Source organism: Xanthomonas sp. F14, assembly GCF_014199865.1.
In genome coordinates, this window is sequence record NZ_JACHOM010000002.1 from 449,464 (window position 1) to 462,950 (window position 13,487).

10 protein-coding genes are annotated in these 13,487 nt (G+C 66.2%); 4 read left to right on the forward strand and 6 right to left on the reverse strand.

Annotated elements, in window-relative coordinates:
* Positions 1–4: 4 nt before the first annotated feature.
* The gene (locus tag GGR73_RS10375) at positions 5–1,489 is read right to left on the reverse strand and encodes a vWA domain-containing protein (RefSeq protein ID WP_456362948.1); all 1,485 of its coding nucleotides are present in this window, start codon (positions 1,487–1,489) and stop codon (positions 5–7) included.
* 61 nt (positions 1,490–1,550) lie between these two features.
* On the opposite strand from GGR73_RS10375, the gene GGR73_RS20305 reads away from it, so the two are divergent.
* The 3 genes from GGR73_RS20305 to GGR73_RS10385 all read left to right on the forward strand — a co-directional run bounded on the left by GGR73_RS20305 (position 1,551) and on the right by GGR73_RS10385 (position 4,184).
* The gene (locus GGR73_RS20305) at positions 1,551–1,814 is read left to right on the forward strand and encodes a hypothetical protein (protein ID WP_456362949.1); all 264 of its coding nucleotides are present in this window, start codon (positions 1,551–1,553) and stop codon (positions 1,812–1,814) included.
* 577 nt (positions 1,815–2,391) lie between these two features.
* Positions 2,392–3,456 (forward strand): N(4)-(beta-N-acetylglucosaminyl)-L-asparaginase, encoded by a 1,065-nt coding sequence (locus GGR73_RS10380; protein ID WP_046346022.1) that lies wholly within the window; start codon positions 2,392–2,394, stop codon positions 3,454–3,456.
* Positions 3,453–4,184 carry a copper homeostasis protein CutC gene (locus tag GGR73_RS10385; RefSeq protein ID WP_024940207.1) on the forward strand — a complete coding sequence of 244 codons (732 nt, stop codon included), beginning with the start codon at positions 3,453–3,455 and terminating at the stop codon, positions 4,182–4,184. The genes GGR73_RS10380 and GGR73_RS10385 overlap by 4 nt, the downstream gene beginning before the upstream one ends.
* A 645-nt stretch (positions 4,185–4,829) precedes the next feature.
* On the opposite strand, the gene GGR73_RS10390 is transcribed toward GGR73_RS10385, so the two are convergent.
* Positions 4,830–5,942: a sialidase family protein gene (locus GGR73_RS10390; RefSeq protein ID WP_184456798.1), complete on the reverse strand. Its 1,113-nt coding sequence runs from the start codon at positions 5,940–5,942 to the stop codon at positions 4,830–4,832.
* Between the two features lie 404 nt (positions 5,943–6,346).
* On the opposite strand from GGR73_RS10390, the gene GGR73_RS10395 reads away from it, so the two are divergent.
* Positions 6,347–6,676: a RebB family R body protein gene (locus GGR73_RS10395; protein ID WP_126966186.1), complete on the forward strand. Its 330-nt coding sequence runs from the start codon at positions 6,347–6,349 to the stop codon at positions 6,674–6,676.
* Between the two features lie 72 nt (positions 6,677–6,748).
* Here GGR73_RS10395 and GGR73_RS10400 read toward each other — a convergent pair whose 3' ends face one another.
* The 4 genes from GGR73_RS10400 to GGR73_RS10415 all read right to left on the reverse strand — a co-directional run bounded on the left by GGR73_RS10400 (position 6,749) and on the right by GGR73_RS10415 (position 13,117).
* Positions 6,749–6,964 (reverse strand): hypothetical protein, encoded by a 216-nt coding sequence (locus tag GGR73_RS10400; protein ID WP_016904393.1) that lies wholly within the window; start codon positions 6,962–6,964, stop codon positions 6,749–6,751.
* Positions 6,965–7,287: 323 nt separating this feature from the next.
* Positions 7,288–9,129: a glycoside hydrolase family 35 protein gene (locus GGR73_RS10405; protein ID WP_184456800.1), complete on the reverse strand. Its 1,842-nt coding sequence runs from the start codon at positions 9,127–9,129 to the stop codon at positions 7,288–7,290.
* 49 nt (positions 9,130–9,178) lie between these two features.
* A complete protein-coding gene (locus GGR73_RS10410) occupies positions 9,179–11,521 on the reverse strand; it encodes a GH92 family glycosyl hydrolase (protein ID WP_184456802.1) in 2,343 nt (780 codons plus the stop codon).
* Between the two features lie 135 nt (positions 11,522–11,656).
* Complete coding sequence (locus GGR73_RS10415; RefSeq protein WP_184456804.1) at positions 11,657–13,117, reverse strand: glycoside hydrolase family 125 protein; 1,461 nt, start codon at positions 13,115–13,117, stop codon at positions 11,657–11,659.
* Positions 13,118–13,487 lie beyond the last annotated feature (370 nt).

Genomic DNA, 13,487 nt, shown 5'->3' on the forward strand with positions numbered 1-13,487 from the left:
CGCATCAGTCGGTGGTTGCGATTGGCCGGCTACTCAGTGCATCGGCCTGCTGCACCAGCTGCAGGAAATCGGCGCGGTAGCCGAAGCGGTCGCTGCCCAGGCTGGCCGCGGCCAGGGCGCGCACCCGCGGATAATCCCAGCCGTGCAGCTGAGTGCCGCCACGCAGGCGCTGACCGAACCCGGCCACTGCGGCGGAAAAGCGGAAGGCATCGCTGGTGGCGTTCAAGGCCCGGCGCTGATTGCTGCGGACCACCGTGTCGAGCAATTGGCTGCGTTGTGCATCGGGCAGTTTGTAGCGCAGTTTGACGTGTGCCAGTTCGCTGTCGATTGCACGCACTTTTCGAGGTGTGGGGGTGTTGGCATAGCGCAACGGGTCCACCGATGCGTGGCCGTCGGTCGGGGTGATTTCATACAGCGCGGTGACGGTGTGGCCGGCGCCGATCTCGCCTGCATCGACCTGGTCGTTGTTGAAGTCCTCGCGTTGCAGTGCGCGGTTTTCATAGCCGATCAGGCGGTATTCCTTGACCATGTCCGGATTGAATTCGACCTGGATCTTGACGTCGCGCGCGATCGTAGCCAGCGTGGCGCCGAGCTCATGGGTCAGTACCTTGCGTGCTTCCAGCGACGAGTCGATGTAGGCGTAGGCACCGTCGCCGGTGTCGGCCAGCTGTTCCATCAGCGTGTCGTTGTAGTTGCCGGTGCCGAAGCCGAGCGTGGACAGCGCCACGCCGGAGCGCCGCTTCTCGGCGACCATGCCCTTGAGCTGATCGAAGTCGGTGACGCCGACATTGAAGTCGCCATCGGTGGCGAGCAGGATGCGGTTGATGCCGCCGCGCAGATAGGCTTGCTGGGCAGCCCTGTAGGCCAGTTCGATGCCGCTGGCGCCGGCGGTGGATCCGCCCGATTGCAGGCTGTCGATGGCTTCGATGATGCGGCCCTGCTGGTCGCCGGGCGTGGGCGGCAGCACGACTGCGGTGTTGCCGGCATAGGTCACCAGGGTGATGCGATCTTTCGCCCGCAACTGACGCACCAGCAGCTTGAGCGAGGATTCCAGCAGCGGCAGTTTGTCGGGCGAGTCCATCGAGCCGGAGACATCGACCAGAAACACCAGGTTGGCCGGCGGCAGATCGGCGGTGGCGATGTCGCGGCCGGCAATGCCGACGCGCAACAGCAGGCTGTCGTTGTTCCAGGGCGTGGGCGCCAGTTCGGTGCGCACGGCGAACGGTTGGCCGTTGGTGGGTGCGGGGTCGTCGTAGCGGAAGTAGTTGATCAGCTCTTCCACACGCACGGCGTCCACCGGCGGCAGCGTGCCTGCGCTCAGGAAGCGTCGCACATTGTTGTAGCTGCCGGTGTCCACGTCGATGCTGAAGGTGGACACCGGATTCGCCGCGGTCTGCACGATCGGGTTGTCGCGTAGCGTTTGATAGGTTTCGCGGTCTTCGGCCGGTGCCGGCAGGAGCGGCGGCATCGGCATGCGGTTGTCGAGCATTGGGCGTTGTGCGACCCACTTGGCGCTTGGCGCCCGCTGTGCAACGGAGGCCTCAAGTGCGATGGGCGCTGCTGGCATCGGCATTGGCATCGGCATCGCGGATGGCGATGGTGCCGGTGCTGGACTCGGCAAAGACGGCGGCTGCATGGGGTGGGCGGGGGCAGGCGCTGCGAGACTGCCCTCGATCTGCGCGGGTGTCGAAGCGGTGGATGGCGATGGCTGCGCGGTGGCAGGTAGCACGGTGGCGCGCGAGCTGTCGCTGTTCGGTTCGGTCGGCTCGTGCGAGCAGGCGCTCAGCAGCAAGGCGAGCGCAAGAAGGCTGTGACGGGGCATGGGAATCCTTTGCGTGGCGAAGAGGGATGGGTGAACAACGGACCGCCCGAGGTCGCCGTGCACTGCGCCTCTGTTGAGTAAACGGGCCAGTGCGGCAAACGGGGTTAACTGGGGTGAAGATTTTTTTGATCGCTGCTGAGTGCTGCTGTGCCGTGCTCGCTGGGGATGGCTGGGCGACGGGCATCACTTGTCTGCGTACCCTCACCCAACCCCTCTCCCGTTGGAGAGGGGCTTGATGCTTCCCTTCTCCCATTGGAAGAAGGTGGCGCCTAGCGCCGGATGAGGGCACGGCGCTGCAGGGCGCTGCCGATCGCCCCGTACCCTCACCCCGACCTCCGCTCCGCGCCCCGGCCCTAGCCAGCAGCGCGGGCGCTCCAAGGCCCGCGCGCAAGCCGTGCCTTCTCGCCGCTGTGGGAGAGGGGCTTTACAGTCAGTGCTGCGCGTTATGCGCGAATCCGCACTGCTGGGCGGCGCAGGGCGGTTTATCCGCGCGCGGTGCTGCCGCATGATGGAAGGCTATGGCCGCGCACGGCGGTTGCCTGTCTTCTTCCTGCATGGAGTTCGCCCGGATGATCCAACGTCGTCACTTCCTCAAGAGCGCCACGCTTGGTGCGATCGCTTCCGGCCTGGCCGGGTGGGGCGCACGTGCGCAGGCCGCCGCCGGTGCCGGCACGGCCGGACGCGTTACCGCGCTGCCGCGCGGCGCGGCGCGGGTGATTTCCACCTGGGATTTCGGCATTGCCGCCAATCAGGCGGCCTGGAAAATTCTTGGCAGCGGCGGTATCGCACTGGATGCGGTGGAAGCCGGCGTGCGGGTGCCCGAAGCGGACCCGAGCAATCCCACCGTGGGGCTGGGCGGCTATCCGGACCGCGACGGCCGGGTGACGCTGGACGCCTGCATCATGGATCACCTGGGCAATTGCGGCTCGGTGGCGGCGCTGGAAGATGTGGTGCATGCGATTTCGGTGGCGCGCGCGGTGATGGAAAAAACCCCGCATGTGATGCTGGTCGGCGATGGCGCGCGGCAGTTCGCGCTGGAGCAGGGATTTCCGCAGACCAAGCTGCTCACGCCCAGCTCGGAAGCGGCGTGGAAAGAGTGGTTGAAGACCTCGAAGTATTCGCCGGAAGCCAATATCGAAAACCGCGCCTGGCGCGATGCGAAGCTGCCGGGCGGCAAGGACAATCACGACACCATTGGCATGCTGGCGCTGGATGCGCACGGCAACCTGTCCGGCGCGTGCACCACCAGCGGCATGGCGTGGAAGATGCACGGCCGGGTCGGCGACAGCCCGATCATCGGCGCGGGCCTGTACGTGGACAACGAGGTGGGCGGTGCGACCTCGACCGGCGTCGGCGAAGAGGTGATCCGCAATGTCGGCAGTTTTGCGGTGGTGGAAATGATGCGCCAGGGCAAGTCGCCGGCCGATGCCTGCCGCGAGGTGGTGATGCGGCTGATCCGGCGCAAGCCCGAACTCACCCGCACCTTGCAGGTAGGATTTCTGGCGATGAACAAGCGCGGCGAGGTGGGGGCGTTTGCGATCCAGAAGGGTTTCAGTTACGCGGTCTGCGATGCGCAGCGGCAGGATCTGCTGGTGCCCGGCGAAAGCCACTACACCACCGAGCCTGCAGCATGAGTGCGTTGGGGCTGGAAGTGGCCGCCGATTCGGTGGGGTCGGCATTGGCGGCGCAGGAAGGCGGTGCGATGCGGGTCGAACTCTGCGGGGGCCTGGATGGCGGCGGGCTGACGCCATCGTTCGGCACGCTGGCAGTGGTGCGTGAGCGATTGCAGATTCCGCTATACGTATTGATCCGTCCGCGCGTAGGCGACTTCGTTTTCGACGCGGCGGAGGTCGAGGTGATGCGGCGCGATGTGGAGCAATGCGTGCGGCTGGGATGCGATGGCGTGGTGCTGGGCGCGCTGGATCCGCACGGGCAGGTCGACATGGGCACGATGCGGGTGTTGATCGCCGCAGCCGGTTCGCTGGGCGTGACCTTTCATCGTGCGATCGACGTCAGTGCCGATCCGTCACGCGCGCTGGAAGACGCAATCACGCTGGGTTGCGAGCGTGTGCTGACCTCCGGTGCGCGTGCGAGCGCGCTTGAAGGTGTCGACACCATTGCCGCATTGGTGCGGCAGGCGGGCGACCGCATCAGTATCATGCCGGGTGCGGGCGTGTCCGAAAGCAATGTGCGTGCGCTGCGCGCCAACACCGGCGCGCGCGAGTTCCATGCCTCCTCACGTGGGCCGGTTGCGGCGCAGGTGCATGCGCCGCATGCGTACATCTCCGATCTGGGCGGCGACTACCAGCGTACCGATGTGGCGCGTGTGCGGCGGATCGTGGGGTTGCTGCAGGAGCTGTGAGGCGCGTGTGCCGATTGTGGAGCACGTGAGCTGGACCTTTTTGCACGCTATGGCTGGGCAATTTAGGTGAAGCGAAGACGTGGCATGTGAGCTGTAACTTGGCTGCCGGGCCCTTGCCCGCCCACCATCGCAGGACACGCCGCAAGTACGTCCTTGTAGGCTCTTACGCGGCATCCATGCCGCGTAAGGTCCCGCGACGGTGGGCGGACAAGGACCTGTCGAGATGGTCGGTATGCATGGACAAGAGCGGGAGCGGCGGTCTGCGAGTCGCTTGTGCAGTTCTATCAGCGCACGACCACCAGGCTTTGCTTCGTTGAAACGGCGGCAAAGCTTAAGAGCATGTTGTGTTGAGCTCAGACGGGGCACTGTGGAAGCAGCGAACGCAAAGCGTCTGATCTGGTGCTTGGTTGCAGGGCCCTTGCCCGCCCACCATCGCAGGACACGCCGCAAGTACGTCCTTGTAGGCTCTTACGCGGCATCCATGCCGCGTAAGGTCCCGCGACGGCGGGCGGACAAGGACCTGTCGAGATGGTCGGTGTGCGTGTTTGCAAGCAGAGCATGATGGATGCCGCCAAGGAGCATCCACGGACAGGTTTATGCCGTGTCCCGCAAGCGGCGAGGGCACCGCGCCCTCGATCGTACGATCTATTGCGCACTTCCGGGCAATGACTGCGGTGATCTCATGTCATCTGCCTCGCTGCCAAGTCGTGTCGGATCCAGGACGACATGCTTGATGCGTTGGCGCTTCCAGGTGTAGCTGATATGGACCAGGCCATCGCGGGTCTGGATCACCGCCGGATAGGAGAACTCGTCTTTTGCGCTGTTTTCCAGCGTGAGGGCACGTTGCCAATGCACGCCGTCGGTCGATAGCGCCACCGCAAGCGTGCCGCGACCATCCCACCAGTCCTTGCCGGCGATACCGGGGTTATAGACCAGCAGGGCGCGGCCGTCGTGCAGCATCACTGCGTCGGTGCCGGAGTTGGGGTTCTCCACATCCAGCAACTGCATCGGTTGCCAATGCAGGCCGCCATCCTGCGAGAAGGTACTGAACAACTTGTTCTGCTGGCTGCGCCCGAGCACCTGCACGCGCCCGTCTGCGTGCAGCAGGACGCTGGGCTGGATCGCACCGATCACACTCGGGTCGTTGAGCGGCATGCCGCGCTGCCAGTGCGCGCCGTCGTCGTCGCTCCATTCCAGATGCGCGCGCCAGCCGCGGTCTTCGCTGCTGCTGGGCGCAAGGATGCGTCCACTCGGCAATTGCACCGGCTTGTTCTTGATCGGGCCGAGAATGCCGTCGGGCAGGCGCTGCGGCGGCGACCAGTGCGCACCATCGTCATCGGAGGTGGTGCGCAGGCCCCACCAATCGCGCGGATTCGGGCCGAGCTTGTAGTACAGCTGCACCGGGCCGGTGCCGGACTGGAACAGCACCGGATTCCAGGCCGGCAGCGCGGCGCCATTGGTGCCTGCATGCGCGCCATCGGCGATGCGTCGTGGCGACTGCCAGTGCTGCACGCCGCGTTGTGCGAGCCAGATACCGACATCGGCCGCTCCCTCGTGCGCGCCGCCGAACCAGGCCGCCAGCAGCGTGCCGTCGCGGGTTTCCAGCAGCGTGGAGGCGTGCGCCTGCGGTGTCGGTGCCGGGTCGGCGATGAACTCGCTGAGCACGATGGGCGAAGGCGTCGGCATGGGCGATTCGGCTTGAACTGTGCAAGCGGCAAGGCTCGCAACAAGGCAGGTCAGCAGGCGTGACGGGAGCATCGTGGTGAAGTCCTGTGCGGATTTTAAAGATACCTATTTATTATCTATTAAATACCATGTGCTCTGGTTATCCCGGGGCCGTCGTCGCCCACCACGGCGAGGACACGCGATGTCGTCACGCCCACTTTCCCGTTGCGCTGGCTGGCTGCACTCGGCCTGACCGCGCTGATCCTGCCCACCGCCATGACGCAGGACTTTGCTGCGCCTGCGACGTCCATCGCGAAGCGGCGTTGCGGGGATTCAGTCGTACGCGAGCAGGCCGTTATCGAGATGACATGGTGTGCGGTGTGCCTGGTGTTTGGTCGGCGCACTGCGACGCGGTAAACAGCTGCGACCGGCTGTCAGGGCCGATTGGCGTGCAACAACGCGCAGTACCGTGTATCCGTCCACTCAGGAGCACACGTATGGCTTTTCCAACATCAGTCAACGACCAGATCACCGATGCTGTCACGCAGTCCAACGTCAAGGTCATTGGCGAGGCGCCTGCAATGGCCACGAGCACGATCTACCAGAGCATGGCGCATTCGACCGACATCCTGTTTCAGAACGCGGTATCGGTACAACAGCAGCAAAACACCCTGTCGCAGGCCGCCACCAACCAGGGCGTGATGCAGATCTACAGCCTTGATACGACCGCCTCGGCGGCGGATGTCGCGAAGGTCGCGCAGGCGGGTGTCGCCGACAATCTGACCAGTCTGCTCACCGTGCTCAATGCGTTCAACACCGGCAAATAATGGCGGCTGGCGACAGCGGCAGTGCTGTCGCCAATGTTGCTATCGCCATTGCTGACGCGAGCGTCGTCGCACTCAGGCCGCGTCGTCGTCGCGCGCCTGCGGCGGCAGCAGGATCTGCGGCTGCTTGGCCGAGTGGGTCTGGCACAGGAAGGTCATCAGGTGCGCCGCTTCGGTGCTGCCGATCGGCTGGCTGGGCGCGGGCTTGCTGTGGACGTGTTCGGCGAAGGCGTGCTGGGTCTGCTCCGGAACCGCGGAGACAGGGTCTTGCGTAACGGTGGACGACGACATGAAACGCTCCTGGAACTCACGATCTGACCGTCGCCCGATAGGACGACGGGAATGCGCCACTGCCTTCCACAACGGCGTGAGCCGGTGATCTTGCCTGGAATGCGATCGGTCCGATACCACAATTGGTAGCAGACGCTGCGCGGGCAGCGGACCTCCAGATAGCGGCGGGCGCGCGGCGGTCTGAAGGGGCGTCGCTCCGGGGGCGCCCGGCGGGTTGCCTGGCGGTTGGTTTGGGCGTCGGTGGGCATGGGCGTGCGGCTTTCGATCGCTACGCCGGGCCAGGCCGGTGCGCGATCGCCAGCGGCCCAGCATCCGCGTGCCGGTTACTCCTTCGGCGTGATCCACACCTGCTGCTGCAGGCCGCGCACGCCGGGCTTGGCGGTGCTGTCCAGGTCGAACACCACCACGGCGTTGTCGCCCTTGCGCTGGAACGGGGCAGGGAAATACAACGCCCGCTGCGGGCCGATGGCCCAGTGGCGGCCCAGGTTGACGCCGTTGGCCCAGGCCACGCCCTTGCCGAAGGCGCGCATGTCCAGATAGGTGTCGGTCGGTGTGCCGATGCGCAGCGTGCCGCGATGGAAGGCCGGGCCTGCGACGGGGTTGCGGGTCCAGCCGCGGATGCTGTCGGGCGAACGCATCGGCAGCGGGAAGGCCTGCCAGCCGGTGAGCTGCTGGTTGTCCAGCAGCACCGGGTCGACCAGCCCGGCGCGGCCGTCGGCCATGCGCGGGCCGTAGTTGATGCGGCCGCTGTTTTCGACCAGGACATCCAGCGTGTGCTGGCCGGCCGGAATATCCACATCGGTGGAGACCTGCTGCAGCCGGCGCTCGACACTGCCGACCGGCTTCTGGTCGACATACACCCGCGCCACATCGCGCACCTCGCCCAGGTACAGCGGCCCCTTGCGCGGGCCGGTGACGGTGGTGCGGTAGAGGATGTAGCCGTAGTCCTGGCCGAAGTGCTCCATCGGCTGCGGGGTGTCGATGGCGATCGGCGCGGGCAGGTTATCCCACAGCGAGGCGGATTCGCGCAGCGGCGTCTCCGGCAGCGCCGTGATCGCGATCGGCTTGGGCAGCGCGGGCGGTTGCACGCCGGTGACGCGGGCGATGGCGTCGCGCATCAGCGCGAACTTGGGGGTGGGGCGGCCGGCTTCGTCGAGGATGGCGTCGTAGTCGTAGCTGGTGGTCTGCGGGGCGTAATGGTCGCTGGGATTGCCCTGGAAATTGGCACCATTCATGAAGCCGAAACTGGTGCCGCCGATGAACATGTAGAGGTTGGCCGAATGCCCCTGGCGCAGGATCCACTCCAGTTCTTCGGTCTGTTGTTTGGCGTCGGTGCTGGCGTGCGGCTTGCCCCAGTGGTCGAACCAGCCGGCCCAGTATTCGCCGACCATGCGCGGTTGGTCGGGACGAAACTTGATCAGTTTGTCGAACGCGCTTTTGGCCTCGCCGGGGGCGAAGTTCACCACCGCCAGGGTGTCCGGCAAGGTGCCGTTGGCGAGCATGTCGGCGCCGTCGGAGGTGAACAGCAAGGCGTCGTCGAAGCCGGCCTTGACGTACATGGCGCGGTTGTCGGCCATGTAGGCATGGTCGTCGTCGTAGGAGCCGTATTCGTTCTCGACCTGCACGGCGATGATCGGCCCGCCGTTGTGATTGAGCAGCGGACGCACCTGTTGGGACACGGCATCCAGATAGGCCTGGCTGGCGGCGAGGAAGCGCGGGTCGCGGCTGCGCACACGGATGTTGTCCTTGCCGAACAACCAGGCGGGGTAGCCGCCGGCTTCCCACTCGGCGCAGGTGTAGGGGCCGGGCCGCAGGATCACGTTGAGGCCTTGCGCGGCGGCCTCGCGTACGAACGCGGCCACGTCGTTGTTGCCGGTGAAGTCGAACCGGCCCTGCTGCGGCTCGACCAGGTTCCAGAACACGTAGGTCTCCACCGTGTTCAAGCCCAGTGCGCGCGCCTTCTGCAGGCGGTCCTTCCAGTAGTCACGCGGGATGCGCTGGAAATGGATGGCGCCGGAGAGCAGTTGATACGGCTTGCCGTCGCGCACGAACTGCGTGCCCTGGGTGCCGAAGCTGGGCCAGCTGTGGGTGTCGGCGGCACTGGCGGCGACGGGAAGCGCCAGCGCGAGGGCCAGGACGAGGGGGCTGAGGGTGCTGCGCAACATGGGCGATTCTCGGCGGTAACGAGTGACGAGTGACGGGCAAGAACAGACTTCAAGCAAACGAAGGCGGCAGATCTTCCTTGTTCGCGCCGAAGGCCAGGTTCGGTTTGGCGCCCATGGTGAATTCCAGCGTGCCGCCAGCGGCCAGGTCGGCATGCCGCATCCAGCTGCGGTTGGTCGGTTTGCCGTTCCAGCTCAGCGCCTGCACATACACGTTCTGCGCGCTGCTGTTGTTGGCGACAATGCGCAGCGTGCGGCCGTTGCCGACATCGAGTTCTGCGCGCTTGAACAGCGGGCTGCCGAGGACGTAGTTGCCGCTGACTGGGTCCACCGCATACAGCCCGAGCGCGCTGAGCACGAACCAGGCACTCATCTGCCCGCAATCCTCGTTGCCGGACAGGCCGTTGCGTGCGTCGTGGTATTGCTCGCGCAGCAGCCGGCGCACCATCGCCTGGGTCTTGTACGGCTGGCCGGCGTACGCAAACAGATAGGCCACATGATGGCTGGGTTCGTTGCCGTGCGCGTACTGGCCGACCAGGCCGTCGATATCCGGTGGCGCATCGGCGGGCAGTTCGGAGCTGGTGGAAAACAGCTCGTCGAGCTTGGCGACGAAGCCGTCGCGGCCGCCGTACAGGTCCATGTAGCCGTACAGATCGTGCTGGTTGAGGAAGCTGGCCTGCCAGGCGTTGGATTCGGTGAAATCGCGCCACTTGCTGATGTGGCCCATGCCGCGCGGGTCGAACGGCGTGGCCCAGCTACCGTCTTCCAGACGCGCCTGCACGAAGCCGCTGTCGCGATTAAACACGTTGCGGTAATTGCGCGAGCGCTCGCGCAGTGCGCGTGCATCGTCGGTGGCACCGGCGGCCTGCGCCAGATGCGCGCAGGCCCAGTCGTCGTAGGCGTATTCCAGCGTGCGGCTGACCGCTTCGTCCACCTTGTCGGCGGGGATATAGCCGAGCTTGCGGTAGTACGCCAGGCCATGGGTGGTGTCGTCCATGGCGCGCTTGCGGTAGGCCGGCCAAGCGGCGGTGTAGTCGATGCCGGTGAAACCCTTGGCATGCGCCTCGGCCAGCACCACCGCCGAGTGGTAGCCGATCATGCAGCCGGTTTCCACACCTTGCAGCGGCCAGATGCCCGCGCCGTCCGGGCATTCGTTGGCGCCGCGCACCAGGCATTGCAGCAGGTCCGGCACGCGCTCGGGCTGCACCAGGGTGAGCAGCGGATGCGCGGCACGGTAGGTGTCCCACAGCGAGTAGGTACTGTAGTTGTGATAGCCCTTGGGGGCGGTGTGGATCTGCAGGTCCATGCCGCGGTAGCGGCCATCCACATCGCTGAAAAGGGTGGGCGCGAGCAGGCTGTGATACAGGCCGGTGTAGAAGATGCGGCGTTGCGCGTCGTCATCGCTGTCGATGCGTACGCGTGCCAGTTCCTTTTCCCAGGCGGCCACGGCTTGCGCATGCACGCGGGCGAAGTCGAAGTCCGGCAGTTCCGCATCCAGGTTGGCCAGCGCATTGTCGGCGCTGACGGCGGAGATGCCGACCTTGATCAGCAACGGTGCGTCGGCTGCGTCGGGGTAGTGCAGTGCGGCCTTGAGATGCACGCCGTCCACGTTGCGCGTGCCTGCGGCCAGCGGTTGGTCTTCGTTGTACAGCTGCACTTGCTTGAACGGCCGCGACAGCCGCATCGCGAAATAGATGTAGCGCCCCTGCGCCCATTGATAGACGCGCCGGCCACCGGTGAGCGTGCGGTCGTCGACCACGCGCAGTTGCGCGTCGGTGATGCGGGTGGGGATGCCGGGTTTGTCCTGCATGCCGTGGCACAGGTCCAGCAGCACATGCGCCGGCTTGCCCTGGGGAAAGTGGTAGCGGTGCAGGCCGGCGCGCGCGGTGGCAGTGAGTTCGGCATGTACGCCGCTGTCCTTGAGCCGCACGCGGTAATACCCGGGCGAGGCGGCTTCGTCGGCATGGTCGTAGCGCGAGCGGTAACCGCTGTCCGGTGCGTCGAGTGCGCCGGGCACCAGCTTCACTTCGCCGGTGGCGGGCACCAGCAGAAAATCCAGCATGTCGCCGATGCCGGTGCCGGACAGGTGCGTGTGCGAGAAGCCCATGATCGAGCCGTCGGACTCGTGATAGCCGGAGCACGAATCCCATACCGCGTTGTAGGTGTCCGGACTCAGCTGCACCATGCCGAACGGCAGGGTCGCACCGGGGAAGGTGTGGCCATGGCCGCCGGTGCCGATGAACACATCGACATGGCGGGTGAGCTCGGCGCGGGTGCGCGCATCGGCCGGCAGTGCGTAGTTGCCGGCGCGTGCGCGCGCCAGCCCGGAGAGGCCGGCGCTGCCGAACAGTGCCGCCGCGATGGCGCCTTGGAGAAAACCGCGTCGTGTTGCCATGGTGATGTGCTCTTGGATGTCACGAAGTGGGGCGGGCCGTACCCTCATCCGCCCTTCGGGCACCTTCTCCCGGCGGGAGAAGGGAAGATCAAGCGCTCTGCAGTTCCGCGTTGGAAGGGCGGGCCCTTCGCAAAATCAGGCGCTGCGCAGCAGCTGGGGTTTGCGTTGGTGCAGGTCGATGATCAGTTCGCCGAACAAGGTGTTGGCCCAGGCGAACCAGTCGCGGGTGAAGCTGCTCGGGTTGTCCTTGTCGAAGGCCTCGTGCATGAAACCGGTGCCGGCATGGGTGGTCTTGAGCCACTGCAGGCATTGGCGCAGTTGCGCGTCGTCGTCGCTGACCAGCGCGTATTGGATGATCGACATCGGCCAGATCGTACCCATGCCGCTGTGCGGGCTGCCGACGCCTTCGGCCGCGCTGCCGCGCGAGAAATACGGGTTGCGTTCGCTCCAGGCCAGCTGGCGCGTGCGCAGGAATACCGGGTCGGCGCGGTCGCAGCAGCCCAGGTAGGCCAGGCTGAGCAGGCCGGGGGCATTGGCGTCGTCGATAAACAACTGGTTGCCGTAACCGTCCACTTCGAATGCCCAGTAGGCCTGCCCATCGGCGTCGCGTTGCTGGCCGAACTTGCGTGTCGCCGCTTCCACTTCGTCGGCCAGCGCGGTGCAGTCGGCGGCGAACGCGGCATCGCGATGCAGGGCCGTGCTCATCGTCGCCAGCTGGCGCAGCGAGGCCACCGCGAACAGGTTGGCCGGCACGAACAACGGATACACGCAGGCATCGTCGGAGGGGCGGAACATCGAGTGGATCATGCCGTTTGGCTGGGTCGGCTGGCCGTAGCCTTCCAGCACCAGGGTCTCGGTCGCCAACGGCGAGGGGCGCTGGAACACGTAGGGGCCGCGGTTGTCCTTGCGCTGCTGCTCGCGGAAGGTCCTGACCACCACCTGCATCGCCGCACGCCAGTCGTCGTCGAACGGGGCGGCATCGCCGGTGGCGCGCCAGTATTCGTGCGCGATGCGGATCGGGTAGCACAGCGAATCGATTTCCCACTTGCGCTCGCCCACGCCGGGCTTCATCTCGGTGATGTCGTTGAGCGACCACTTCAGGCGCTGGGTCTGGCCATCGGGCAGGAAGGCGTTGGCGTACGGGTCCAGCCGGATGCAGGCGGCCTGGCGCTGGATCAGGCCATGGAACATGCGCCGCAAGGCAGGGTCGCGCCTGGCCAGCGGCACATACGGGTGCACCTGGGCGGAGGAGTCGCGCAGCCACATCGCGTGGATGTCGCCGGTGATGACGAAGGTGTCCGGCTTGCCGTTGCGGGTGCCGGTTTCCACCGTGGTGTCCAGCGTGTTGGGGTAGCAGTTCTCGAATAGCCAGGCCAGCTCGGGATCGGCGATGCGCGCCTTGATCTGCACGATCTGCTGCTCGACCGCCTTGCTGACGAAGCGGCGCTGCGCCTTGGGCGGGCGCTTGCTGACGAAGTTGCCGGCAGCCGTGGAGGTGCCGGCAACGGGGGCGGCGAAGGCGGGCAGTGCGCCGGCGAGCAGGCCGGCGCCCGCGCTGGCGCCCAGCAACTGAAGGATGTCGCGGCGGGTGTGCATGACCTGGAGCTCCCTGGGATTTCAGCAAGCGGTCGACGCAGCGGACATCCTTGCAGCGACGGCATCACGTGCCGGGCCGATGATGAGACCTATGCATGACCAATTCCCGATGACCATACAACGTGTGCGCCGAATGTGCATAGTGCGCCCGCACAATTCGGCGCCGTACGCGTGGCCTGCGGCCGTGCCTGCGGCGGCTGGTCCACCGCAGGCGCGCTCGCGCAGCACCGTCCTTCGCTCGAGCGCATGTCCGCGCCGCTAAGCCGGCACTGCGCAGTGGCCATCGTCCTGCGCATGCCGCCCGGACCACCTCGGCCAGCATGCGCCGCGACGGGCTACGTGCCGATCGCCGAGCGGATCAGCAACGCCT